The 24,042-nt window shown below is 65.1% G+C and carries 27 protein-coding genes; 12 read left to right on the top strand and 15 right to left on the bottom strand.

Annotated elements, in window-relative coordinates:
* Positions 1-425: 425 nt before the first annotated feature.
* Together BRADO_RS06355 and BRADO_RS06350 are read right to left on the bottom strand one after the other, a co-directional pair.
* A complete protein-coding gene (locus tag BRADO_RS06355) occupies positions 426-737 on the bottom strand; it encodes a YbbC/YhhH family protein (protein ID WP_041756174.1) in 312 nt (103 codons plus the stop codon).
* Between the two features lie 85 nt (positions 738-822).
* Positions 823-1,056, bottom strand: coding sequence for a hypothetical protein (locus tag BRADO_RS06350; RefSeq protein ID WP_011924487.1), 234 nt, complete (start codon positions 1,054-1,056; stop codon positions 823-825).
* Between the two features lie 69 nt (positions 1,057-1,125).
* Between BRADO_RS06350 and BRADO_RS06345 the strand changes: the two genes are divergently transcribed.
* Positions 1,126-1,413, top strand: a complete 288-nt coding sequence (locus BRADO_RS06345) for a hypothetical protein (RefSeq protein ID WP_041756173.1) — start codon at positions 1,126-1,128, stop codon at positions 1,411-1,413.
* A 111-nt stretch (positions 1,414-1,524) separates the two neighbouring features.
* Here the strand turns inward: BRADO_RS06345 and rpoD are convergent, their stop codons facing one another.
* From rpoD to BRADO_RS06325, 4 genes are all read right to left on the bottom strand, one after another.
* Entirely contained in the window at positions 1,525-3,636 is a 2,112-nt protein-coding gene (rpoD, locus tag BRADO_RS06340) for an RNA polymerase sigma factor RpoD (protein WP_011924485.1), read from the bottom strand.
* 408 nt (positions 3,637-4,044) lie between these two features.
* Entirely contained in the window at positions 4,045-6,051 is a 2,007-nt protein-coding gene (dnaG, locus tag BRADO_RS06335; RefSeq protein WP_011924484.1) for a DNA primase, read from the bottom strand.
* A 108-nt stretch (positions 6,052-6,159) separates the two neighbouring features.
* Positions 6,160-6,570, bottom strand: a complete 411-nt coding sequence (locus BRADO_RS06330; RefSeq protein WP_041757347.1) for a gamma-glutamylcyclotransferase — start codon at positions 6,568-6,570, stop codon at positions 6,160-6,162.
* Positions 6,571-6,607: 37 nt separating this feature from the next.
* On the bottom strand, positions 6,608-7,432 hold the full coding sequence (locus BRADO_RS06325; RefSeq protein ID WP_041757346.1) for a transglutaminase family protein: 825 nt from the start codon (positions 7,430-7,432) through the stop codon (positions 6,608-6,610).
* 170 nt (positions 7,433-7,602) lie between these two features.
* On the opposite strand from BRADO_RS06325, the gene BRADO_RS06320 reads away from it, so the two are divergent.
* Positions 7,603-8,406 (top strand): N-formylglutamate amidohydrolase, encoded by an 804-nt coding sequence (locus BRADO_RS06320; protein ID WP_011924481.1) that lies wholly within the window; start codon positions 7,603-7,605, stop codon positions 8,404-8,406.
* A gap of 133 nt (positions 8,407-8,539) precedes the next feature.
* On the opposite strand, the gene BRADO_RS06315 is transcribed toward BRADO_RS06320, so the two are convergent.
* Positions 8,540-9,949 carry a PLP-dependent aminotransferase family protein gene (locus BRADO_RS06315; protein WP_011924480.1) on the bottom strand — a complete coding sequence of 470 codons (1,410 nt, stop codon included), beginning with the start codon at positions 9,947-9,949 and terminating at the stop codon, positions 8,540-8,542.
* 86 nt (positions 9,950-10,035) lie between these two features.
* Between BRADO_RS06315 and BRADO_RS35350 the strand changes: the two genes are divergently transcribed.
* On the top strand, positions 10,036-10,179 hold the full coding sequence (locus BRADO_RS35350; protein ID WP_011924479.1) for a DUF1127 domain-containing protein: 144 nt from the start codon (positions 10,036-10,038) through the stop codon (positions 10,177-10,179).
* Between the two features lie 25 nt (positions 10,180-10,204).
* Positions 10,205-11,041 carry a PhzF family phenazine biosynthesis protein gene (locus tag BRADO_RS06305; protein WP_041756171.1) on the top strand — a complete coding sequence of 279 codons (837 nt, stop codon included), beginning with the start codon at positions 10,205-10,207 and terminating at the stop codon, positions 11,039-11,041.
* 18 nt (positions 11,042-11,059) lie between these two features.
* Here the strand turns inward: BRADO_RS06305 and BRADO_RS06300 are convergent, their stop codons facing one another.
* On the bottom strand, positions 11,060-11,680 hold the full coding sequence (locus tag BRADO_RS06300) for a LysE family translocator (RefSeq protein ID WP_011924477.1): 621 nt from the start codon (positions 11,678-11,680) through the stop codon (positions 11,060-11,062).
* An 84-nt stretch (positions 11,681-11,764) separates the two neighbouring features.
* Here BRADO_RS06300 and BRADO_RS06295 point away from each other — a divergent pair, with 84 nt between their 5' ends.
* The 3 genes from BRADO_RS06295 (at position 11,765) to BRADO_RS06285 (ending at position 13,014) form a co-directional block, all read left to right on the top strand.
* The gene (locus tag BRADO_RS06295) at positions 11,765-12,088 is read left to right on the top strand and encodes a hypothetical protein (protein WP_011924476.1); all 324 of its coding nucleotides are present in this window, start codon (positions 11,765-11,767) and stop codon (positions 12,086-12,088) included.
* Positions 12,089-12,170: 82 nt separating this feature from the next.
* Positions 12,171-12,485, top strand: a complete 315-nt coding sequence (locus tag BRADO_RS06290) for a helix-turn-helix transcriptional regulator (protein WP_011924475.1) — start codon at positions 12,171-12,173, stop codon at positions 12,483-12,485.
* The gene (locus tag BRADO_RS06285) at positions 12,478-13,014 is read left to right on the top strand and encodes an SRPBCC family protein (protein WP_011924474.1); all 537 of its coding nucleotides are present in this window, start codon (positions 12,478-12,480) and stop codon (positions 13,012-13,014) included. Before BRADO_RS06290 ends, BRADO_RS06285 begins: the two co-directional genes overlap by 8 nt.
* Positions 13,015-13,021: 7 nt before the next feature.
* Here BRADO_RS06285 and BRADO_RS06280 read toward each other — a convergent pair whose 3' ends face one another.
* The 4 genes from BRADO_RS06280 to BRADO_RS06265 form a co-directional block, all read right to left on the bottom strand.
* Entirely contained in the window at positions 13,022-13,444 is a 423-nt protein-coding gene (locus BRADO_RS06280; protein WP_011924473.1) for a hypothetical protein, read from the bottom strand.
* A gap of 317 nt (positions 13,445-13,761) precedes the next feature.
* Positions 13,762-14,538 carry a DUF2189 domain-containing protein gene (locus tag BRADO_RS06275; protein WP_011924472.1) on the bottom strand — a complete coding sequence of 259 codons (777 nt, stop codon included), beginning with the start codon at positions 14,536-14,538 and terminating at the stop codon, positions 13,762-13,764.
* A 308-nt stretch (positions 14,539-14,846) separates the two neighbouring features.
* Complete coding sequence (locus tag BRADO_RS06270) at positions 14,847-16,454, bottom strand: acyl-CoA synthetase (RefSeq protein WP_011924471.1); 1,608 nt, start codon at positions 16,452-16,454, stop codon at positions 14,847-14,849.
* Between the two features lie 235 nt (positions 16,455-16,689).
* Positions 16,690-17,145, bottom strand: a complete 456-nt coding sequence (locus BRADO_RS06265; protein ID WP_041756170.1) for a GatB/YqeY domain-containing protein — start codon at positions 17,143-17,145, stop codon at positions 16,690-16,692.
* A 192-nt stretch (positions 17,146-17,337) separates the two neighbouring features.
* Between BRADO_RS06265 and carA the strand changes: the two genes are divergently transcribed.
* Positions 17,338-18,534, top strand: coding sequence for a glutamine-hydrolyzing carbamoyl-phosphate synthase small subunit (carA, locus tag BRADO_RS06260; protein WP_011924469.1), 1,197 nt, complete (start codon positions 17,338-17,340; stop codon positions 18,532-18,534).
* Between the two features lie 146 nt (positions 18,535-18,680).
* Positions 18,681-19,172, top strand: coding sequence for a PaaI family thioesterase (locus BRADO_RS06255; protein WP_011924468.1), 492 nt, complete (start codon positions 18,681-18,683; stop codon positions 19,170-19,172).
* Between the two features lie 11 nt (positions 19,173-19,183).
* Here the strand turns inward: BRADO_RS06255 and BRADO_RS06250 are convergent, their stop codons facing one another.
* Both BRADO_RS06250 and BRADO_RS06245 read right to left on the bottom strand, forming a co-directional pair.
* Positions 19,184-20,755 carry an ABC transporter substrate-binding protein gene (locus BRADO_RS06250; RefSeq protein WP_011924467.1) on the bottom strand — a complete coding sequence of 524 codons (1,572 nt, stop codon included), beginning with the start codon at positions 20,753-20,755 and terminating at the stop codon, positions 19,184-19,186.
* Between the two features lie 45 nt (positions 20,756-20,800).
* Positions 20,801-21,988, bottom strand: a complete 1,188-nt coding sequence (locus BRADO_RS06245) for an ROK family transcriptional regulator (RefSeq protein WP_011924466.1) — start codon at positions 21,986-21,988, stop codon at positions 20,801-20,803.
* A gap of 129 nt (positions 21,989-22,117) precedes the next feature.
* Between BRADO_RS06245 and BRADO_RS06240 the strand changes: the two genes are divergently transcribed.
* Positions 22,118-22,645 (top strand): cupin domain-containing protein, encoded by a 528-nt coding sequence (locus tag BRADO_RS06240; protein ID WP_011924465.1) that lies wholly within the window; start codon positions 22,118-22,120, stop codon positions 22,643-22,645.
* Here the strand turns inward: BRADO_RS06240 and BRADO_RS06235 are convergent, their stop codons facing one another.
* A complete protein-coding gene (locus tag BRADO_RS06235; RefSeq protein WP_011924464.1) occupies positions 22,646-22,975 on the bottom strand; it encodes a helix-turn-helix transcriptional regulator in 330 nt (109 codons plus the stop codon).
* A gap of 89 nt (positions 22,976-23,064) precedes the next feature.
* On the opposite strand from BRADO_RS06235, the gene BRADO_RS06230 reads away from it, so the two are divergent.
* Both BRADO_RS06230 and BRADO_RS06225 read left to right on the top strand, forming a co-directional pair.
* Entirely contained in the window at positions 23,065-23,487 is a 423-nt protein-coding gene (locus BRADO_RS06230) for a YeeE/YedE family protein (RefSeq protein WP_011924463.1), read from the top strand.
* A 7-nt stretch (positions 23,488-23,494) separates the two neighbouring features.
* Positions 23,495-23,947, top strand: coding sequence for a DUF6691 family protein (locus BRADO_RS06225; RefSeq protein ID WP_011924462.1), 453 nt, complete (start codon positions 23,495-23,497; stop codon positions 23,945-23,947).
* Positions 23,948-24,042: the final 95 nt, after the last annotated feature.

Genomic DNA, 24,042 nt, shown 5'->3' with positions numbered 1-24,042 from the left:
CCCGGAGCGATGCGGACAAGTACGGACACAGTGGCTGAGCGTCGGAAGCGTCGTGGTGACCACGAGCCCGGCGCCCATGACTGTGCCCTCTCCCCTTGTGGGAGAGGGCATGTGGGAAAGCGCCGCAAGCTCGGTTGGGTGAGGGGCATGCCTCGACGAATTCGACTCGCTGAAAGATACCCCTCACCCAACCGAACGCGTGGATGGGCCGGAGATGCCCTCTCCCACAAGGGGAGAGGGCACTGCATCTAACAGCTTTGAGCAAACTACTTTGTTAACAGAGCAGACAATACGACGCCGCAAGCGGCACGCCTCTGCCAATACCTCAAGTAAAGTCATTAGCGTTAAGCGCGGCGCACGCGACGGCGATGCCAGCCAACCATGGCGCACGCGCCTTTGCTCACCACGTACGTTTAACTCCCATTCTATTGTTCATGATAGACGCGAAGAACTTTCCAAGACGTCTTCTCGACCACGATCACGGGATTTCCACCTGCCATATTCGGCGGCAATTCGTAGGATACCTTCCATACGTCTCCCTCGTCGTCAACAATCGGCGGCATCGCTATCGTATCAAAGGCGGGATAGTGAACCGCGAGATAGCGCTCCGCGATACGCGCAGCTGTAAACTGCGGCGATTTCATCGACACGCTATCTGCCAAGGCACATGGCGACACGATGGTCGCTGCTCCGAGCGATGCCGCAGTCGACAACACCAGCACCAGCGCGCGATTCATACGATCACCTCGGCCTATCAAGACAAACTGCTCTGCCGCGATCCAACCTCTCGCATCGAAAGGGATGCAGCGGGCCTGCTTCCAATCATGGGCCCGTTTGAGACCGCAGAAGCCGCAGCAACTCATCATAGCCGCTTTCCACGCTCTCGTCTCCGCGGAAGCGGCTAAATTCAATATGGTCGTCCTCGAACACCTCGATTTCCAGCCGCTCGCCGACCAAGGTGACCGACAGCCGAATGGAATCCGGTCGTGTCCGCTCGATGAAAAAGTTGAGACGGAGTTCGTCGAGCAGCTTCATGACCGCGAAGAGATTTGACATGGATGAACTTCTCTGGCGGCCGGAGACCGGCCATTGTGTTTCGACAGAGGTCGCGACAATATCTCAGGCATGAGTGAAAAAGCCTACATCCGAGTGCGCTGGCTGCACGATCTCGAGGATGAGCCGGTCGATCTCTGGAGCGAGCTCGATGGCGATCGCTTCGAAACGCGCAAGCTGGAGATCTTTCGGGACGGCAGCATAGGCTTTGCAAGCGCGACCGAGGCGACCGATCGGACGGGGCTCGGAAAGATTGCTGTGCCTCCCCTCGACGAGATCGCGCAGGCCCCTGAGTTCGTGGCCGAGGAAGTTTCGCGAGAGGAATTCGAGCTTCGGTGGAAGACCAGGCACGATTGTTAGGCAAGAGTTGTCGAGTGTTCATTGGCCATAAAAAAACGGCGAACCTTCGGTTCGCCGCGTTGTTCTGATGGATTGCCGGGTCAAGCCCGGCAATGACAGCTAATGCGTCGATTAGTTATCGAGGAACGACCGTAGCTTCCGCGACCGCGACGGATGCTTCAGCTTGCGCAGCGCCTTTGCCTCGATCTGGCGGATACGCTCTCTGGTCACCGAGAACTGCTGGCCGACTTCTTCCAGCGTATGATCCGTGTTCATGCCGATGCCAAAGCGCATACGCAGCACGCGTTCTTCGCGGGGGGTGAGCGAGGCCAGCACGCGGGTGGTGGTCTCGCGCAGGTTCGACTGGATGGCGGCGTCGATCGGGAGGATCGCGTTCTTGTCCTCGATGAAGTCGCCGAGGTGGCTGTCCTCTTCGTCGCCCACGGGGGTTTCGAGCGAGAGCGGCTCCTTGGCGATCTTGAGGACCTTGCGCACCTTCTCGAGCGGCATGCCGAGCTTTTCGGCGAGCTCCTCAGGCGTCGGCTCGCGGCCGATCTCGTTCAGCATCTGGCGCGAGGTGCGGACGATCTTGTTGATCGTCTCGATCATGTGCACGGGGATGCGGATGGTGCGGGCTTGGTCCGCAATGCTGCGGGTGATCGCCTGCCGGATCCACCAGGTGGCGTAGGTCGAGAACTTGTAGCCGCGGCGGTACTCGAACTTGTCGACCGCCTTCATGAGCCCGATGTTGCCTTCCTGGATCAGGTCGAGGAACTGCAGGCCGCGGTTGGTGTACTTCTTGGCGATCGAGATCACGAGACGGAGGTTGGCTTCCACCATCTCCTTCTTGGCCTGACGGGCCTCGCGCTCACCCTTCTGCACCGAGTGCACGATCTTGCGGAACTCGCCGATCTCGAGACCGGTGAGGGCTGCCAGCGACTGCACCTCCTGGCGCAGGTCCTTGATGCGGTCCTTCTCGTAATGGACGAAGTTCTTCCAGCCCTTGGCCGACAGCTTCGAGACACGGTTCAGCCAGCGCGGATCGAGCTCCGAGCCCTGGTAGTTGCGCAGGAAGTCCTCGCGGGCGACGCCGTGGGAATCGGCAAGCCGCATCAGCCGGCTCTCGAACGAGACCAGCTTCTTGTTGATGTCGTAGAGCTGCTCGACGAGCGAGTCGATACGCGCCTGGTTGAGGCGCAGCGACTTCACCTCGACGATGATCTCGTCCTTGAGCTTCTTGTACTTGCGCTCCTGCGACGGCGACAGCGACTCGCTCTGCAGCTGGTTGGCGATGTCCTGCTCCTGCAGGCGGCGCAGCTTCTTGTACTCGGACGCGATCTTGTCGAAGGTCTCGACCACCTTCGGCTTGAGCTCGGCCTCGATGGCGGCGAGCGACATCTGGTTCTCGAACTCGTCGTCGTCCATGTCGGCTTCGGCCGCCGCCTCGCCGGGATCCTTCTCCTCGGCCGGCGCGCCGTTCGGCGCGGCCCGGAACGGCGTCGCCTGCTGCGGCGCCGCCGGCGGCGCAGCCACGGCCGCCTGGATCTCGCCGCCCTCGCCTGCGGCCGCCTCGCCGTTAGCGGGCCCGGCGATCTGCGGGTTCATGCCGCCCTTGGACTCGGGGCCGGCATAGGTGGCTTCGAGATCGATGATGTCGCGAAGGAAGATCTTGCCTTCGTTGAGCTCGTCGCGCCAGATGATGATGGCCTGGAAAGTCAGCGGGCTTTCGCAGAGGCCCGCGATCATCGCCTCGCGGCCGGCCTCGATGCGCTTGGCAATCGCGATCTCGCCCTCGCGCGAGAGCAGCTCGACGGTGCCCATCTCGCGCAGATACATGCGCACGGGATCGTCGGTGCGCTCGCCGGGCTCCGACTTCTTGACCTCGGTGACGGCCTTCTGCGTGATCTCGACGAGTTCGTTGTCGGTCTCGTCGTCGCCGTCGTCCTTGTCCTCGGCCTCGTCGGTTTCCTCGGCCTCGGTCACGTTGATGCCCATGTCGGACAGCATCGACATGATGTCTTCGATCTGCTCCGGCGAGGTGGTGTCGGGAGGCAGCACTTCGTTGAGCTGATCAAAGGTCACGAAGCCGCGCTTCTTGGCCTGCTTGATCATCTTCTTGACGGCGGCGTCCGACAGGTCAAGCAACGGCGAAGGCGCGTCGGCGGCGTCCTTTTCGGGAGCGTCCGCGGCCTTGTCGTCCTTTTCCTTGTCCTTCACCTGCAGCGTCTTTGCCTTCGTGGCCATTCATTGCTCCCGAAACGCGCCCGCTTCGCCCGTGGCATCTTCGCCCTTGGCATCGCGGCGCCCGCCTGCTCTACTCAAACTGTTCTCGACGCGGAAAGGGCGGCGCACATCTCACGTCGCCACCCTCTAGATCTGTCGCTGGTGTCGTCCCGTTTTGGACCGGCGCGCGTTTCTTGCAAAAGCGATACCGGTTTTGCAATCGAATCCGGCGCTCGGGAAGAGCGCGGGTGTCCGACAGCGAAACCAACCCATCTGCTGCAGAAAATGCCCCGGACCTCTTAAACTTCGATTAACCCTGTTTTTGCAGCCAAACCATGGATTTGGCGAGTCTTTTCGCGCGGGCCCGTGACCGCTGACACCAGCCGGGCCGGAATGTGCTCGTCAACGACAGGGCGCCGGGCCGCAGATCTACACGTTTCGGTTGGTACGTCCGGACAGTTCCCCGAAGCCTTCGATCAGCGCTTCGGTGCCATCCATCTCGGCCATCCTGGCCTTCACGTCCCTCAACCAGCCCATGTTCGGCTCGCTCGGGTCCTCTCCCAACGCAAGCTCGGCATCCTTCAATTCCCTAAGTAAGGAGTGCCATTGCCGATGCAAGGCGACGAGCTGGTGCCATGTCGCAAGAACGTCATCGCGCGCCGCGCCGGGCTTGGCGGCCCACACCGCAGGCGTCGTGATCGCCCGCTCAACCCGTTGAAGAAGCTCGGAAAAGCCGCCCTTTTCGAGGTCCGCGCGCATCTTCTCGGCCTGCTCGTTGGGATCCGGCGAATGGTGGTGGTCGTGGGCGAAGGCGGCGATGATGGCGGCGCGGAGCTTGTGCGCCTCGGGGTGGGCGAGCTCGAGCGCTGCGATCTCCTCGAGATGGTCGTGCAGCAGCCAGGGGTGGTTGATCAGGCATTGCAGGATCAGCGCCTCGCGGCGCGAGATCGCCGAGCGCTGGCCGCGCATGATCGGACTCATGGCAAGCTGCGGGCTGGCCGCCATATAGGGGCCGCGGGCCATCGCCGGGCCTGTGGATGGCGGACCGCCGCGGCGGCCGCCCCCTGTGGATAACCGCCCCTGCTGTCCGGAACCGGGACCGCGCGGGGCAATCCGGCGTCCTGATTCGGCACCGAACCCGCGGCTGAACCTGCGGCCGCCGTCAGGGGCGAAGGCTTGGTAAAGGCGGTTGCTGAGGTCCTGCTTGTAATAACGGCGTACCACCTCGTCGGCGATGGCGCCGGTGAGCTGGCCGATGCGCGCCTCCAGCGCGGCGCGCCGCTCGGGAGTGTTGAAGCTGCCGCCCTCGATCTCGCGCGACCAGATCACCTCGGCGAGCGGCTTTGCGATTTTCAGCACCTCCTCGACCGCGCCGCGGCCGCCGGAGCGGACGAGATCGTCCGGGTCCTGGCCCTCGGGCAGCAGCGCGAAGCGCAGGCTCTTGCCCGGCTTGAGCAGCGGCAGCGCGATATCGGCGGCGCGATGGGCCGCCTTCTGGCCGGCGCGGTCGCCGTCGAAGCACAGGATCGGCTCGTCGACCATCTTCCAGATCAAGGACAGCTGGCTCTCGGTCAGCGCGGTGCCGAGCGGCGCCACCGCGCCGGCAAAGCCCGCCGCGACCAGCGCGATGACGTCGACATAGCCCTCGACCACGATCATCGGCGCGCCGTTGTGCGCAGCCTGGCGGGCGCTGGCCAGGTTGTAGAGATTGTCGCCCTTGTGGAAGAGCGGCGTCTCCGGCGAGTTCAAATATTTCGCCGGCACGTCCTTCTGCATCGCCCGGCCGCCGAAGGCGATGACGCGGCCGCGGAGGTCGGTGATCGGGAACATCACGCGGTCTTTGAAGCGGTCGTACGGCACGGGAATGTCCTCGCCGCCAATGAGCAGCCCCGCCTCGACCATGTCGTTGACCGGCACGCCCTGCGCGCCGAGATGTTCCTTCAGCGCGAAGCGATCCGGCGGCGCGTAGCCGAGCCGGAACTGAAGCTGCGTCTGCGGCAAGATCGCGCGATCGGCGAGATAGCCGCGGGCTCTTGCGCCGTGCCTGGAGGCCAGCGTGTCGGCGAAGAACTTCGCCGCCAGCTCCATCACGTCATACAGCGTCTTGCGTTGCCGCGCCTCGCGCGCCGCATCCGGCGTCGCCACCGGCAGCGCCAGGCCGGCGAGTCCTGCCAGCCGCTCCACGGCCTCGGGGAACGAGCAGCCCTCGGTCTCCATGATGAAGTCGAAGATGTTGCCGTGCTTGCCGGAGGAGAAGTCGTGATAGAAACCCTTCTGGTCGTTGACGTAGAAGGACGGCGTCTTCTCCTGCTGGAACGGCGACAGCCCCTTCCACTCGCGCCCCGCCTTCTTGAGCTTCACGCGCTTGCCGACGACATCCGACACCGGAAGCCGGGCGCGCAGCTCGTCGAGGAATTCGGGCGTGAAGCGGGCCATGGGCGGTGTGGCGGTCCTGTTCTGCTGGACTTACGCATATAGGCAGCCGTGTACGAAATGTGAACTTCCTCGGCCTTGTCCGGGCTATTCACAGGCCGCGGGCGACCGTTAAGGCGCCAAAAAGCGGCCCGAGGCGATGCGGGAGGCCTCGTCGACCGGCCAATTGTAGACATAGGTCCAGGCCTCGCGAACCGAGCCGTCGGCGAGCGTCACGTCGAGGCGCTGGCGCAGATACTCCGTCGGCTGCGCAAAGCCCTCGCCGCAGGCCTCGTACATGTCGAACTCGCGCAGCATCGGCTCCGGCTGGCGCAGCCGGAACAGCTCGCCTTGGACCTGATCTGCGGCATCCTCCGAGAGCACGAGACCCGGATAATGCTGGATGCGGTACAGCCGGCCGCAGCAACTGGCTTCCGCGATGAAATCGGCATGGGCCGACAGCAGCCGCGCCATCGGATGATCGAAGCCGCGCATCAGGGTGCCGTAGACGAACAATAGATCAGGGGTCGTATCGGAGCTCATGGCGCTTGCATAGCCGCACCGGCGCGCCAAGGCCAGCTCACGCCGCGCCGCGGGCCGGCACGATCTCGTCGCTGACGACGTGGAATTTGGTCAGCGTCATCCGGCCGAACGAGGTCGACAGCGCGACGTCGGCGGCATCGCGGCCCGTGGCCATCAGGATGCGGCCGATACGCGGGGTGTTGTGGCGGGCATCGAAGGTGAACCACTGGCCAGAGAGATAGGCCTGAAACCAGCCGGAGAAATCCATCGGATAAGGCTCCGGCGGAATGCCGATATCGCCCATGTAGCCGGTGCAATAGCGCGCGGGGATGCCCATGCAGCGGCACAGGGTCAGCGCCAGATGCGCGAAGTCGCGGCAGACGCCGGTGCGCTGCTGATAGACGTCGTGCGCCGACTTCATGTGATGGGCGTGCTCGTAGCCGAAGCTGACATGCTTGTGGACGAAATCGCAGATCGCCTGCACCCGCGCCCAGCCCGCCGGCACCTGGGCGAACAGCGACCAGGCGACGTCGGTGAGCTTGTCGGTCTCGCAATAGCGGCTCGGCATCAGATACAGCAGCAGATCGTCTGGCAGCTGGTCGATCGGCAATTGTTGCGCCTTCGGCTCGACAGCATCGGGCAACCCGCTGTCGCGCACGATGGCGCTGCCATGAAAGGTGACGCCGCCGCTCGGGGCCACCAGCCGGCCGCAAATGTTGCCGAAGCTGTCGTGGTAGAAGCTGATCGGCACCACCGGCTCGGTCACGATGGTCTCGTTGCCGATGAGGTCCTGGCGGCGCGAGGGATGGATCGACAGCATGATCACCATCGGGGTCGCCGCGGGCGCGGCATAGGCGATCTCGAACCCGACCTTGATCTCCATCATTCACCTCTTCCGCCTGTGCACAGGCCTGGCAATATCAGGCCTTGTGATCGACCGCCGGGACCGGCATCGTCATCGAATCATCATCGTGGTTTTCGACGATCCGATCCAGGTTGACCTCTGCTCAATCGTCGTTCGTCGTGGCGCCCGAATGAGCAACGAACCTGATCATGACGCAACCGAGCACGACCGCATCAACACGACTCCTTCAAAGCGACGAAGTTCCGCCGGTCTTTGAGCAGAACGCGGACGGCGCCTCGGCGCTTGTGTTCACCTGCGATCATTACGGCCGATTGCTGCCGCGCGCGCTCGGCGATCTCGGCCTTCCCGAGAGCGAGCTGGAGCGGCACATCGCCTGGGACATCGGCATCGCGGGCGTCGCCGAGCAGCTGTCGCGTGCGCTCGATGCGCATCTGGTGGCGCAGCGCTATTCACGGCTTGTGATCGACTGCAACCGCTCGCCGAAGGCGCCCAACTCGATCCCGATGATCAGCGAGCGCACGACCATTCCCGGCAATGAGGGACTGACGCACGAGGACGCCGAGCTGCGGCGGCGCGCAATCTTCGATCCCTATCACGACCGCATCACCGCCATGCTCGATGCGCGCAAGGCCAAGGGGCGGCCGACGATCCTCGTCGCATTGCACAGCTTCACGCCGGTCTACGCCGGCATTGCGAGGCCCTGGCACATCGGCACGCTGTATCAGCATGACAATGTGCTGCCGCCGCTGCTGTTGAAGGCACTGCGCGCCGAGCCAGATCTCGTGGTCGGCGACAACCAGCCCTATGCGGTCGGAGACAACACCGACTACACCATCCCCGTGCATGGCGAGGGCCGCGGGCTGATCACGTCAGGCATCGAGATCCGGCAGAACGAGATCGCCGAGCCCGAGGGCCAGCAGATCTGGGCGGAGCGGCTGATCCGCATCCTCGGCGAGATCGAGAGCGAGTTGCGCGGCCAGGGGCTCGCCTAGAGCGCTGTTTGGAGCACAACCTCAGCGCCAGATTCTCCGCCCGACGTCATTCCGGGCGCTCAACAATCTCGAGATTCCGGGCTCAAGGCCTGCGGCCTTGCCCCGAAATGACGATCAGTGAGAGCAGCAGTGCTCACTCCGTCATGTCGGAAGCGTCGTGATGCGACAGGAGGCCGGCGAGGCGCCACAAGGCGGTGCGCAGATCGTCATGGCTCGGCAGGCCGAGCGCGAGCCTGACAGCATTCGGTGAGTGGCCATGCGCCACCGCGAACGCGCTCGCCGGCGTGATCGCGATGCCTGCACGTGCGGCGGCGGCCGTCAGCGCCTCGGCGCGCCAGCCTTCGGGCAGATGCAGCCAGACGTGATAGGAGCGCGGATCGGCGTCGATGCGATGCCCAGCCAGGCACTCGGCGACGATCGCCTGCCGGACCAGCGCGTCCGCACGCTTGCGCCGGGTGATCTCGGCCGCGGTGCCGTCCGCGAGCAGTCCCATGCCCGCGGCCAGCGCAAGCGAGGTCACCGACCACGCGCCCGTCCGCACCGTTGCGGCGAATTTCTCGCGCAGATGCGAGGGCACGTAGAGGAAGCCGACCGCAATGCCCGGCGCGAGACGCTTGGCGAGGCTGTCGACGATGATGACGCGCTCCTCCGCCTGCGAAGCGAGCGAGACCTGATCGCTCAGGAATCCGTAGACAAGGTCCTCGATGATCATCAGGTCGTGCTTGCGGACGAGCCGCACGATCTCCTCGCGGCGCGCGTCGCTCATGGTGAGCCCGAGCGGGTTCTGCATTACTGGCTGAATATAGATTGCATTGAGTGCGCTCGTGCGATGCGCCTTCGTCAGCGCATCCGGACGGATGCCCTCGGCGTCCATCGCGATCGGCACGAGCGCGACGCCGAGCCGCGCCGCGATGCCCTTGATCATCGGATAGGTCACGGCCTCGACGCCGAGCCGGCCGCCGACCGGCACCAGCGCCGAGATCGCCGCCGCCAGCGACTGCCGCCCGCTGCCGGCGAACACGAAGTTCTCCGCGCGCGGGCGCCAGCGTTCGCCCGCGAAAAAAGCTGCGGCGGTACGCCCGGCCTCGACCAGCCGGCGCTGCGTGATCGGCGCCAGCACCGGCGCCAGCTTCTCCGGCCGCTGCCAGGCGGCCAGCGACTTCGCGATCAACGCCGCCTGATCGGGCAGCGTCGGAAAATTGAACTCGAGATCGATGCGGCCGTCGAACGCCTCGAGCCGCAACGACGGTGGCACGGGCACCGGCTCGCCTGCGACGAAGGTGCCGCGGCCGACCTCGCCCACGACGAGACCCCTGCGCAATAATTCGGCATAGACGCGGGCTGCCGTGGATGCGGCAATTCCTCGCTCATAGGCGAACTGGCGCTGCGGCGGCAGCCGGTCGCCGGCCTTCAGCCGGCCTTGCGCGATGTCCTCGGCGATGTCGTCCACCAGGGTCGTATACGAGGCATTCATGCTATATTGCACCGAGAGCAATGTTTCGATTGCACCGAGATATCTACTGCGCGATTGCTCGTCGAACAACGCAATCGAAGACCAATAGGTGACTCATGGCATATTCCCTGGCGCAGCGTTGGGCAACTCCGCAGGTTGCTCACGGAAAGAGCAATTTGCTCCAGGTCCCCCATCTCTGGCTGCAGCGCCTGTTCTGGCGCTCCGAGCTCGCGCTGCTCGACAACGAGCAGATGCGCGACTGCGGCCTCGATCCGACCCTGGTCCACGAAGAGGCCAACAAGCCGTTCTGGCGCGACTGACAAGGTGATCGGGGAGAACACTGCAATGCCGACACTTCCGTTCTTTCAAGTCGACGTGTTCTCCAAGGTGGCCTTCAAGGGCAACCCGCTTGCCGTGATCGCCGAGGCCGACGGCCTCGACGATGCGGCGATGCAGACGATCGCCAATTGGACCAATCTGTCCGAAACGACCTTCTTGTCGCGTGCCCAGGATCCAGGCGCTGATTACCGCGTGCGCATCTTCACGCCGCAGCGCGAGCTGCCGTTTGCCGGTCATCCGACGCTCGGCTCGGCCCATGCCTGGCTCGCGCTCGGGGGCCGGCCGAAGGGCGAGCACGTGGTGCAGGAATGCTTCGCGGGCCTCGTGCGCATCAAGCGTGACGGCGATCGTCTCGCCTTCGCCGCTCCGCCGCTTCGACGGACAGGCGCCGTCGACGCGGAGCTGACAGCCAAGATCGCAGCCGCGCTCGGCATCAAGGCTGAGGCGATGCGCGCCGTGCAGTGGGCCGATAACGGCCCGGGCTGGATCGCCGTGCTCATGGACTCGCGCCAGGATCTGCTGAACATCAAGTTCAACGTGCTGGCACTGTCGCAGCAGCCGGTCGGCGTCGTTGCGCCGTGGGATCCCGCGACGGACGGGCGCGATGCGCATTACGAGGTCCGCGCTTTCACCTGGAGCGGCGCCGAGGACCCGGTGACGGGCAGCCTCAATGCAAGTCTGGCGCAATGGCTGATCGGCGCCGGAATTGCTCCGAAGCACTACATCGCGTCCCAGGGCGCCGCGCTCGGCCGCGCCGGCCGCGTTCACGTCGCCCAGGACGGCGGGACCATCTGGATCGGCGGCGACGTCGCCCCGGTGGTGAAAGGCACGATCAGCCTGTAGGCCGCGAGCGACGCGCTCTCACCGCGCCCGCGTCAGCGCCAGCCACAGGCCGCCGCCGATCATGAAGCCGCCGGAGATGCGCGACACCAGGCGGGTGCGTCTGGCTGAGAACATTTTCCGCGCGCGGCCGGCGAGCAGCGCATAGACGGCGTCGGTCAGGCCGGCGACGACCATGAAGGTGACGCCGAGCAGCGCGACCTGCGGCACATGATCCCGGCTCATGTCCATGAACTGAGGCAGAAAGGCGCCGAAGAACACCATCACCTTGGGGTTCGACAGCAGCACCACGAGCCCCTGCAGGAAGAAGCCGCCGCGTGGCGGCGGCGGCGGCGCCTCGCCTTCGGCGATGCCTTCGACCGGGAAGCGGATCAGCTGGATGCCGAGCCACACCAGATAGGCCGCGCCGATCAGGCGCACCCATTCGAACCAATAGCCCATCGTGGCCATCAGGGTCGTCAGGCCCATCGCGACAATGCCGATCGCGATCGCAAGGCCCGTCTGGACGCCGGCGATGTTGATCAGCGCGGCGCGGGTTCCATGGCGCAACCCGTTGGCGATCAGCAAAGTCACGACAGGACCGGGCAGCAGCGCGAGCGCGACGCAGGCGGCGATGAAGGCGAGATAGACTTGCAGGGACATGGATTAAGACTCGCGAAGGAAGACACCATGTCATACACCAGAAGGACATCGCCACGCCATGCGACGCCGAGGCGGCAGACCGCCATGTCCATCCTGCCAGGAAACCTCTCGCCAGCAGATCTCCAGATCGTGCATCGCGCGCTCGGCGCCACCGTCGAGGGACCGTTCTTTCCGGAGAGGGAGTTCGATACGCTGTTCGGCCTGCATCGCTCCGAGGTCAGAGCAATCTACGAGGAATGGCCGTCTCCCGCCTGTCGCTCCGACCGCCTGCTTGCGGCAATGATTGGATCCCTGAACAATCTGCTCGGCTATCCGCACAAGCACGAGGACGCTCTTTGCCGGTATTTTCCTGAAGGTCGCATCGCCCTCTCTGCGACGCTCGCCCGGCTCGCCGCCCTGGACGGGTGACGGGACGCAAGATCCAGGAGCAGCTGCCACCGGAGATTCGGCAGCTTGACATGCAACCGTTTAGTTGCCTAATTTGTCCGCCATGGACGAGGTCTTCAGGGCCCTTGCGGACGCATCGCGGCGCATGCTGCTCGACCGGCTTCATGCGCGGAACGGCCAGACCCTGACCGAGCTGAGCGACGGCCTCGCGATGACGCGGCAGGCCGTGACCAAGCACCTTGCGATTCTGGAGGCGGCCAACCTGGTCACGACGATCAGACATGGCCGCGAGAAGCTGCATTTCCTCAATCCGGTGCCGATCCATCAGATCGGCCAGCGCTGGATCAGGAAGTTCGAGCGCGCCAGGCTGGTCGCGCTCGGCGAGTTGAAAAAGCGATTGGAGGAAGGCGATGACTGAACCGGGACGCACGGTCGACCTTTCCAAGTTCAAGCCGGCGACCGCCTACACGATCTACATCGCCGCCAGCCCGGAGAAGGTCTGGCAGGCACTCACCTCAGACGAATTCAGCCGGCAATATTTCTTTGGCTTCGCAGTCGAGGCTGAGCTGCTGGTGGGCGGCGCCTTCATCGTGCGCACGCCCGACGGCTCCGAGCACATCAACGGGCGAGTGATCGTCTGCGAGCCCCCATTCCGCTTGACCATCACCTGGGACGTCAACTGGCCCGGCCTCGTCGAGGCGCTCGGCCGCACGCTGGTTACCTATGAGATCGAGCAGGCCGGCGATGCCGTGCGTCTCACCATGACCGAAGCACATGAGCGCCCGCTCTCCGATGACATCCTGTCCGGCGGACGCCAGGGCTGGCCGGCGATCCTGTCAAGCCTCAAGAGCCTGCTCGAAACCGGCAAGCCGCTCGCGGTGAAGATGGCGCCGCCGGAGCGCATGCTGGCGGCGTTGAAGGCGCTGGGGATCAGACTTCCCGGTTAGTCGACGGCTAGGACACCGCAGCGATCTGCGGAATGCAGGCCAGCACGCCACCGACCTGGACGGCGTTGCTCAGCATGCCACCCCAGTGCAGCCAGCGCAGCTGGCGCACGGCCGTCGCATCGCCGGAATCCCGCTCGCGGATGCGCGCGTCCATCCGCTGCAGGAACCAGCGCCGGGAGAGCAGCGCGAAGCCGGCGACCGATGCCAAGCCGAAGGACAAGACGGGACGGCCGTCCGCCAGAACAGCCAGAGTGCCGATGCCGCCGGCGATCGCCAGCGCCACGAAGTAGGAATCGAACATGCCGCGCAGCAGCCGCGTTACCGGCACGATATCGAGCCGCACCAGCAGGAAGGCAGGCGCGGCCAGCAGCAGATAGAACATCGGCAGCAGCAGGATGATGGTGGCAAACAGGGCGATGTTGTCCGGCATGATCCTCTCATCCTTCCCGGCCAGGGAAATCGCAGTTGGCGATCGCTGTTTTGAGTTCGTCTCTCACCGCGTCGTCATGGCCGGGCCCGTCCAGGCCCGTCCCGGCCATCCACGTCGTTCAGCATGCTTAGAACGACGTGGATGCCCGGGCCTTCGCCGCGCCGAAGCGGCCACGGCCGCGCTGGCGGGACAAGCCCGGGCATGACGGAGTCAATCAATTCGCAGAATGGTTCGGCGCGACGACCAACGATCCGCAGAGGAAAACGAGCGTGCAAGTCAACGGCTCGCGCGGTCATCACAGCTTTCACCGGGCGCGCTTACGCCGGTGCCACGATCCGGCGATAGAGGTGCCAGGTCGCATGGCCCAGCACCGGCACGGTCACTAGCAGGCCGAGAAAGTATGGCAACGCCGAGACGATCAGCAGCACGGTGATCACCGCGGCCCAGCCGATCATCGGCCCCGGACTGGTCACGACCGCCCGCACGCTGGTGATCATCGCGGTGACGAAGTCGACGTCGCGGTCGAGCAGCAGCGGGAACGACACCACGGTCAGCGAGAACAGCACCAGTGACAGCGCGGCGCCGTCGAGGTTGCCGATGGCCAGAAACAGCAGGCCTTCGTTCGTGGTCAGCACCACCGTCATGAACTCCTTGATGCTCGAGAACGAGGCATTGAGCCCGAGCAGCAGCGCGATCAACAGGCGCACCTGATACATCCAGATGATGAAGAAGAACAACGTTACGAACGCCATCCAGCCGATCTCGCCGCGCGAGATGATGGTCTGCCAGATTCCACTATAGGAGATCGGCTGCCCAAGCTCACGCCGGCGGCTCACTTCATAGAGACCGATGGCGACGAACGGGCCGATCAGCGCAAAGCCCGCAGCCAGCGGATAAGCGAGATAGACCATGCCGAAGGCGGTCACGCACAGCACGATGCTGATGCCGCCGAGCACGTAGATCAGGCCGAAGGCGAGTCCGAACAGCGGCTGCGCCTGGAAGTCGCGCAGGCCCTGAGTCAAGGCCTCGGCAATGTCGGCCGTGGTGATGCGGCGCACCACGGGATCGTTGCGTCCCGAAACGGATGCGGTCATCGGCGGTCCCTCCTGACTGTTTTTGTTCGCATGATGCTAACAGCGGGAGGGCTATGATTTCAATTTCAACTTGTGGGCAGAGCGGCGAAGAAGAGGCCTTAGTTTTGCGCCCGCATCTTTGCGCGCCGTCATGGCCGGGCTGTCCCGGCCATCCACGCCGTTCGGCGGTCTCGGAGAGACGTGGATGCCAGGGCCTTCGCCGCGCAGAAGCGCGGCTTCGGCCGCGCAGGCGGGTCAAGCCCGGGCATGACGGAGTAACAAATCGACAGGTTTGCCAGAATTACGCGTTCACAGTCGGGCGCCCCAGCCTAGCCCCGCGCGCGCAACTCGCGCCTCAGCACCTTGCCGGTCGCCGTCATCGGCAGGCTGTCGGTAAATTCGACATGCCTCGGATATTCATGCGCCGCGAGCTTTACCTTGACGAAGTCCTGGATCTTGCGCGACAGCGTGTCATTCGCAACGAAGCCGGACCGCAGCACGATCCAGGCCTTGACCGCCTCGGTGCGTACGGGATCGGGAATGCCGACGACGGCGGCAAGCGCAACGGCGGGATGCTTGAGCAGGGTGTCCTCGATCTCCGCCGGGCCGATGCGGTAGCCGGCCGAGGTGATGACGTCGTCCTCGCGGCTCGCGTACCAGAAATAGCCGTCCTGATCCTGCGTGCCGAGATCTCCCGTCAGCAGCACATCGCCCGCGAACTTCTTCGACGTCGCCTCGGGATTGCGCCAATATTCGATCATGGTGCAGGGATTGGGCTGGCGCACGCCGATGATGCCGCGCTCGCCGCGTGGCAGCTCCTCGCCCTTCTCGTTGACGATGAGCACCTCGAAGCCCGGCGTGGCCTTGCCCATCGAGCCCGGCCGGATCGGAAACAGCTTTGCGTTGTTGCCGACGACGAGGTTGCATTCGGTCTGCCCATAGATCTCGTGCGCGTCGATGCCGAAGGTCGCGCGCACCCAGTCGAGCAGTTCGGCGCCAAGGGACTCACCCCCGGTGAGGATGCTGCGCAGCTTGACGCCATCATGCTTGACGTCGGCCTGACGCATCAATTTCAAAGCTGTCGGCGGCAGGAATACGTTGCGGACCTGATAGTCCGCCATCAGCTGCATCGCCGCCTGCGGCACGAACTTCCTGGCGCGATAGCCCACCACGGGCACCGCGTGATACCAGGCCGGAAACAGCGCATCGAACAGCCCGCCGATCCAGGCCCAGTCCGCCGGCGTCCACATCACGTCGCCGGGCTTCGGCAGGAAGCCGTGCACCATCTCGACATTCGGCAGATGGCCGAGCAGCACGCGATGGGCGTGCAGCGCGCCCTTGGGATTTCCTGTCGTGCCGGAGGTGTAGATGATGATGGCGGGATCGTTGCTCGAGGTCGCGACGGTCGGGAATTGAGCCGAGGCGCGCTCCAGCGTCGACCAGAACGGCCGGGCGCCGCTGCCTTCGCCGTCGGTGACGTAGATCGTCTTGAGCTCGGGCAACCGGTCGCGGATGCGCTGGAGCTTGGCGAAGCCCGTCGTGTCGGTCACCACGACCTTGGCGCCGGAGTTCTGCAGGCGGAATTGCAGCGCGTCCTCGCCGAACAGCGTGAACAGCGGCACCGAGACGAGGCCGGCGCGGAAGGCGGCGAGATGGACGATCGGCAGCTCGAGAGATTGCGACAGGAACACCGCGACGCGATCGCCCTGCGCCAGGCCGTCGGCCTTCAGCACATTGGCGAAGCGGCAGGAGGCGTCACGCAACTCGTCGAACGACACGCGGCGCGCGGCGCCATCCTCCTCGACGACGATCAGCGCGAGGCAGCCCGTGCCGTCGGCGTGGCGGTCGCAGGTAGCGACGGCGATGTTGAACTGCGCCGGGATGTCCCAGCGGAAGTCGCGATACAGCTGGTCGTAGTCGGACGTTTCCTGAAGCATGGCGGAGGTGTTTCCCTCTCGGTTGTTAGTTCAAGCGCTGGTGCGGGCCCTTACCTCTCCCCGCTTGCGGGGAGAGGTCGGATTGCATCGCAAGATGCAATCCGGGTGAGGGGTTACAGGTCTATCGGCGCACACTCCCCGTGCGGCTGCCCCTCACCCCAGCCCTCTCCCCGTGAAGAACGGGGAGAGGGAGCGCACCGCCGTTGCGGGTCGCTCGTGGGTAACAATCGAGAGATCAGCTCGACAGCGCTGCCTTCACCAGCGCGCTCGCCTTCGCGAAATCCATCTGGCCCGTGTACTTCGCCTTCAGCACCGCGATGACCTTGCCCATGTCCTTCACGCCGGCAGCGCCGGTCTCGGTGACGGCGGCTGCGATGGCCGACTTCACTTCGTCGTCGCTCATCTGCTTTGGCAGATAGGCGGATATCACCGCGATCTCCTCACGCTCACTGGCGGCCAGCTCGGCGCGGCCGCCTTTTTCGTACAGCTCGACGGACTCGTGGCGCTGCTTGATCATCTTCTGCAGCACCGCGAGCACGTCGGAGTCGGTGAGCGGCGGCTTGCCCTCGCCGCGCGCGGCGATGTCGGCGTTCTTCAGGGTCGAGTTGACCATGCGAAGGGTGGAGAGCTTGCGCTCGTCCTTGGCCTTCATCGCCTCCTTGACCGCGTTGTTGATGTCGTCGCGCAGCATGATCTTGCCCTCGTAAATTCGGTTGACGGCTGGTCTAGGCGGTTCGCCCCCGCGAGACAACTCGGTTCCGCATCCGTTCCGCTCGCCGACGACGAAATCCGGCCATTCTCGGCGCAAATTGACCGAAATCGCGTGTGAATCGGCCACTTCCAGCTTTGACGTCGGGCTCTCGTCCCACTATGTAGGGGCCTCATGACACACATCGATACTGACGCTGCCTGGCCGGACCACAAACCGACCGCGCTCCTCGTGCTCGCCGATGGAACGGTGCTGGAAGGCTACGGCCTCGGCGCCGAAGGCCACGCCGTGGGCGAGGTCTGCTTCAACACCGCGATGACCGGCTATGAGGAGATCCTGACCGATCCGTCCTATGCCGGACAACTCATCACCTTCACCTTCCCGCATATCGGCAACGTCGGCACCAACGACGAGGATATCGAGACGGTGAACATGGCGGCGACGCCGGGCGCGCGCGGGGTGATCCTGCGCACCGCGATATCAGATCCGTCGAACTACCGCGCCACACGGCATCTCGACCAATGGCTGCGCGCCCGCGGCATCATCGGGCTCTCAGGGATCGACACGCGCGCGCTGACCGCGCTGATCCGCTCCAAGGGCATGCCGAATGCCGTGATCGCCCATTCCAAGGACGGCACCTTCGATCTCGACGCCTTGAAGAAGGAAGCGCGGGAGTGGCCGGGCCTCGAGGGCATGGACCTCGTGCCGATGGTCACCTCGACGCAGCGCTTCAACTGGGACGAAACTCCCTGGGTGTGGAACGAGGGTTTCGGCCAGCAGGCCAAGCCGGAGTTCAACGTCGTCGCCATCGACTACGGCATCAAGCGCAACATCCTGCGCCTGCTCGCCGGCGTCGGCTGCAAGGTGACGGTGGTGCCGGCGACGACCTCGGCCGAGAACATCATGGCGATGAAGCCGGACGGCGTGTTCCTGTCCAACGGTCCCGGCGATCCCGCCGCGACCGGCAAGTATGCCGTGCCGGTCATCCAGCAGGTGATCGCCTCGGGGACGCCGACCTTCGGCATCTGCCTCGGGCATCAGATGCTCGGCCTCGCGGTCGGCGCCAAGACCAAGAAGATGCATCAGGGCCATCACGGCGCCAATCATCCGGTCAAGGACGAGACCACGGGCAAGGTCGAGATTACCTCGATGAACCACGGTTTCGCGGTCGACCAGGACACGTTGCCGGCGGGCGCGACGCAGACCCACATCTCGCTGTTCGACGGCTCCAACTGCGGCATTCAGCTCGAGGGCAAGCCGGTGTTCTCCGTGCAGTACCACCCGGAAGCCTCGCCCGGTCCGCGCGACTCGCATTATCTGTTCCAGCGCTTCGCCGAGCTGATGCGCGAGAAGAAGCGCAGCGCGGCCTGAGGCCGGCAGACTGATCGACATCACATGCCCGGGTCGCTCCCGGGCATTTCTGCATCCGACCTTGTGATCACGACGCCGCCGTTTCAGGCTCGCGCTGCGGCTGGTTCTTTCATATGATCAATATCATTTAATGGAGATCGGCCGAGATGAGCGAGACTGTCGAACGTGGTGATTATGGCGTGGTGTCGGTGTCGGTGCTGGCCTCGATGCCGGGCCTCGATTTCGTGCGCGGCATCTTTGCGGGAACGCTGCCGCAGCCGCCGATCATGCAGACCGTCACGCCGTTCGACTGCACCGCGGAGCCCGGCCATGTCGTGATGCACAGCGTGCCCGGCTTGCGCCACTATAATCCGATCGGCTCGGTGCACGGCGGCTATGCCGCGATCCTGCTGGATTCGGCGATGGGCCTCGCGGTGCAGACGCGCTGCCCGCAGGGCAGCGGCTACACCACGCTGGAGTTCAAGATCTCGTTCGTCAAGGCGATGACCGAGACGACGGGCGTGGTGCGCACCGAAGGCACGACAATGTCGTTCGGCCGCCGCGCCGCGACCGCCGAGGCGCGCATCACCGATTTAGAAGGCCGTCTGCTGGCGCATGCCACCACCACCTGCCTGGTGTTCGAACTGCCCAAGGCCTAGCTCGGGCCGTCTCACTTGCGTGAGACGTTCCAGTACACCGGCGCCGGCGGATTGAGCATCCCGGTGAGATCGGCGCGCGCCGCGCGGAACTGATAGGCTACCGCGATCGGGATGTAGGGAACCGTCTGCACAGCGCGCAGCTGGATCTGCTCGGCCAGCGCCTTGCGTTCGGCGATGTCGGCGGAGTCGCCGAATGCGGCACGCAGCTTCTCGATCTCGGCATCGCAGGGCCAGCCGAACCACGCCTTGTCGCAGTTCGAGCGCAGGCCGAGATGGCTGATCGGAAGCATCATGTCGAGACCGCCGGGGCCGGAGATGAAGATCGACCAGCCGCCCTGCCCGACCGGCTCCTTCTTGGTGCGACGGCTCACCACCGTCGCCCAGTCCATCGCCTGAACGTCGACCTTGAAGCCGGCGGCCTTGAGCTGCTGCTCGGCGACCAGGCTCGCAGGATGGATCTGCGCGTTCTCGGACGCGTCCAGGATCACGACCGGCGTGCCGTCATAGCCGCTCTCGCGCAACAGCGTCTTCGCCTTCTGCAGATCGAAGGACGGGAAGCCGGCCTCCGTATAGTAGGGCGAGGCGCAGATGTAGAACGATCTGCAGGCCTTGATCAGCCTGCCCTCGCCGCCGCCCCAGGCCTCGATATAGTCCTGCGGATTGACGGCGAGCAGCGCGGCGCGACGAATGGCGGGATTGTCGAACGGCGGCTGGGTCGAGTTGAGCCGGATCTGCTGCGCCACGCCGATCTCGTCCTGGTTGGAGACGACCACGTCCTTGCTCGCTTTCGCCACCGGAAGGAGATCGGTCGGGATGTCCTCCGCGATGTCGAGCTCGCCCTTCTTCAGCGCATCGAGCGCGGTCTGCTGGTCCGGAATGATCAGCCATTCGACACGATCGAACTTCACGACCTTGCCGCCCGCCAGGCCGGAGGGCGGCTCAGCGCGCGGCACGTAATACGGGTTCTTGACGAAGACGAGCTTCGAGCCCGGCACCCACGCGTCCTTCTTGAAGATGAACGGGCCGGAGCCGGTCTGCTCCGCGAGCGGCTGGCCGGCAGTGGTTGCGGCGATAACTCGCGCAGGCACGATGAACGGCACCGGCGCGCCGGGCTTGGCGAGCGCATCGAGCACGAAGCCCCAGGGTTCCTTCAGCGTCAGAGTGAAGCTGGTGGCATCGACGACATCCCATGACGCGCCATGGGCGTTCAGCATCTGCCCCATCGCATCGGCCTGGCTCCAGCGCTTGAGCGAGGCGACAGCATCCTCCGACGTCACGCTCGCCCCGTCGCCGAACTTCAGCCCGTCGCGCAGCTTGAAGGTCCATATCTTGCGGTCGGCGGAGGTGGTCCAGCTCTCGACCATCTGCGGCTTGACCTGGAGCTTGTCGTCGACCGTGAACAGCGTGTCGTAGATCATGTAGCCGAAATTGCGCGCGATCGAATCCGCGGCGATCGTCGGATCGAGCACCTTGAGGTCGCCCGATGGCTTCACCCTCAGCACGCTCTCGGCGCGCGCGAATGTGGGCGGCAGGGCCGCGGCCAGACAGAGCAGAGCGGCGGCCAGAGCGTGGTGTCGTTTCATTCTTCCCCTCCCATGATCGTCGGACGTGACGCTGCCGACGTGTGATCAGCTCGAGATCGACTGCTTGAGTTGCGCGCGACGCGCGCCGCTGCGGCGGATGAACGAGAAGGCGGCGAGCGCCAGCCCCGCCTGTGGCTCGCGCCCGAGGCTGGCCTCGGAAAAGCTGAGCGTGATGCCCTGCAGCCCGCCGAGGCGCGACTCGCCGATCGCCGCCATGACGATGGCGCGATCCTCGGCTGGCAGAGCGCTTGGCCACCCTGCGATGACTACATTGCGCTGACGGTTGAGATTGAGCGCGTTGCCGATCGCGAGACCGAGCCGGGCGAGGCGTGCCCTGATCTCCGCCCGTGCCGCGCTGGAGATGCGATAGATTTCGGGCCAGCGATCGCCGGCGCCGATCAACTCGCTTTCCTGCACCCGGAGAATGTCGGCGAGCGCAACGGTCGAGACGTAGGGTTCGAGGCAGCCGCCATGACCGCAGCGACAGCAGCGGCCGCCGCGCTCGATGACGACGTGGCCGATCTCGCAGGTCTCGACATCGCCGCTTTCGGCAAGCTCGTCGACGATGGCCGCGCCGACGCCATGGCCGACGAACACGAAGAAATACGAGCCGCCGAGCACACCCGTGCCCATCTGCAGCCGATGGCCAACGGCGCGCGCCACCATCGAATTGGTCATGCGTGTCGGGGTGCCCGGCAGGGCGCGCTGCACGACATCAGCAAGCTCGGCAGCATCGAGCGCCACGATCGGGCTGGCGCGCGATTCCGGATCGTATCCGGGAATCGAGACGGCCAGCTGCTCCAGCGCGATGCCATTCCGCGTCGCCCAACCGCCGAGCTCGCCGACGGTCCGCGCGATTGTCGCTGACACGTCAGGGGCGCCGAGACCATCGGGCAGTTCGTGAGGCTGCGCGTAAAGCGTCTCGCCGGCGAGCGTGCCGATGGCGGCATAGAGACGATTGTTGGAGATCTCGATGGCCGCGACCGCGATGGCGCTGCTCAAGGTGACGAACTGGCTCGGACCGCCACGATAGGGCACCGCGCGCCGGCTCTCCTGGATGACGCCCTCGGCTTTGAGATCGCTGATGATACGCGAGATGCTGGCTTCGGTCAGCGCAACACCCTGGGCGAGGTCCGGCCGGAACGAGCCGCCGGAACACCAGAGGTAGCCGAGGATGGCTGCCCTCGTTTCCTGCCGACTCCGGACCAGCCGCAAACCATCCTCCCCGTTCATTCTTACTTATTGTAACGATATGAGGCATGGACGAAGGTGTCAATCGGACGGGAAAACGCCTCGCGGGCGGCCGGAACCTTCGCGACACCGGCCGAGTTCACCGATCGGGGCGTCTGACGGAGAGCGACAATGGCCGACGTGAAAGGCAGTGAGCCGATCGGCATTGTCTTTACCGATGACGGACTGGTGCCGAACAACCCGATGCCGTTCCTCGTGTACCGAGAGGCCATCGCCCTCGACCGCGGCGATCCCGCGGCCAGCATCGAGCGCATGTTCGCCGGCAATGGCTGGGGCGACATGTGGCGTAACGGCGTTTATGACTATCTGCACTATCACGCGACCGTGCACGAGGCGCTCGGCGTCGCCAGTGGCACGGCCCGCGTGCGCTTCGGCGGCGATCAGGGGCGCGAACTCGAGCTCGCGCCAGGTGACGTTGCCATCCTGCCGGCCGGCACGGGACATCAATGCATCTCGGCGAGTGCGGATTTCTGCATCGTCGGCGCCTACCCGCCCGGGCCTCAGATGCAGATCACCAGGCCAACGCCGGAGAACCACGCCCGCGCATTACGGACCATTCCGGAGGTGCCGCTGCCCGAGACCGATCCGGTGCGTGGCGCGAGCGGCCCGCTCACCCGCTTGTGGCACCGTGCGCGCTGATCAGGCGCAATACAGCCGATACAGCGTCTGCAGAACCTCGCGGACCTCGTCGCTCGCCAGGCGGTAATAGATCGTCTGGCCGTCGCGCCGGGTCGCAACCAGATCGAGCGCGCGCATCATCGCGAGGTGCTGGGACAGCGCCGCCTGGCGCAAACCCACCTGCTCGGCGAGGTCCCCCACGGCGCGCTCGCCGTCGATCAGGTTGCACAACACCATGAGCCGCTTCGGGTTGGCCATCGCCGACAGCAGGCGCGCAGCCTCCTCCGCCTTGTGTTCCAGACCCGCAGCCACCGAAGCGGCCTTCGCTTTGCGTGCGACCCGCACTGTCATGATTGTTACTTCTCAGATTTCGCATATAAGAACTAATGCATATGACTGTGGATTGCAACGTTCGCGGACCGCGAGGACCTGAAAGCATTATGACCAGCGAATATGAGGTCTTGACCGCGCTCGCGGGCGGCGTCCTGATCGGGATCGCGGCCGTTCTGATGATGGGCCTGACAGGCCGGATCGCCGGAGTGAGCGGGATCGCCGCCCGGCTGCTGCCGCCTTGGGATGGCACGCTCGCCGGCCGGTTCGCCTTCATCGGCGGCCTGATCGCCGCAACCCTGATGGTGCGGCTCGCGACGGGCAGCCTGCCGCCTCTGCGTCTCCAGGCCGGCCCGATGGCACTCGTGCTGGCGGGATTGCTGGTCGGCTTCGGCGCGGTCTGGGGCAATGGCTGCACCTCTGGCCATGGCGTCTGCGGCATTGCCAGCCTGTCGCCGCGTTCCATCCTGGCCACGCTGGTGTTCATGGCCACCGCGGTCGCAACCACTTTCCTCGTCCGGCATGTGATGTGATGCCGATATGATCATCCTGATCCAGTTCATCATCGGACTTGTCGTCGGACTTGGGCTGCTGCTCTCCGGCATGTCCAATCCGGAAAGAGTGCTGAGCTTTCTCGATCTCGCCGCGATCCGTACCGGTGGCTGGGATCCTAGCCTGATGGTCGTGATGGCCGGCGCCGTCGGCACAGCCTTCATCGGCTTCCGGCTCGTCTTCCGACGGCAACGCCCGCTGCTCGCCGATCGCTTCCATCTGCCGCACACGCAGACATTGGATTGGCGTATCGCCACCGGACCTGCCATTTTCGGCATCGGCTGGGGCCTTGCCGGCATCTGCCCGGGCCCCGCCTTCGTCGGGCTCGGCTACGGCTCGCCGGCAATCGTGCTGTTCGTGATCGCCATGATGATCGGGATGGCCGCGGCGCGCGTGCTGGCGAACCGCCAGCCGTCGCTCGGTGCTGCGGTTGCGGAATAAACGAGAGTACCCCGGCCGCGCGCTCCCACGATGTGGGCGTCAAATCCGCGTCGCGCGCCCCCAGCGCGACAGACATGAAACGCCTACAAAAAAGG

This window comes from Bradyrhizobium sp. ORS 278 (assembly GCF_000026145.1).
Taxonomy (GTDB): Bacteria; Pseudomonadota; Alphaproteobacteria; order Rhizobiales; family Xanthobacteraceae; genus Bradyrhizobium.
The sequence above is the reverse complement of the archived record's forward strand: the minus strand, read 5'-3'. Positions and strand labels throughout refer to the sequence as shown.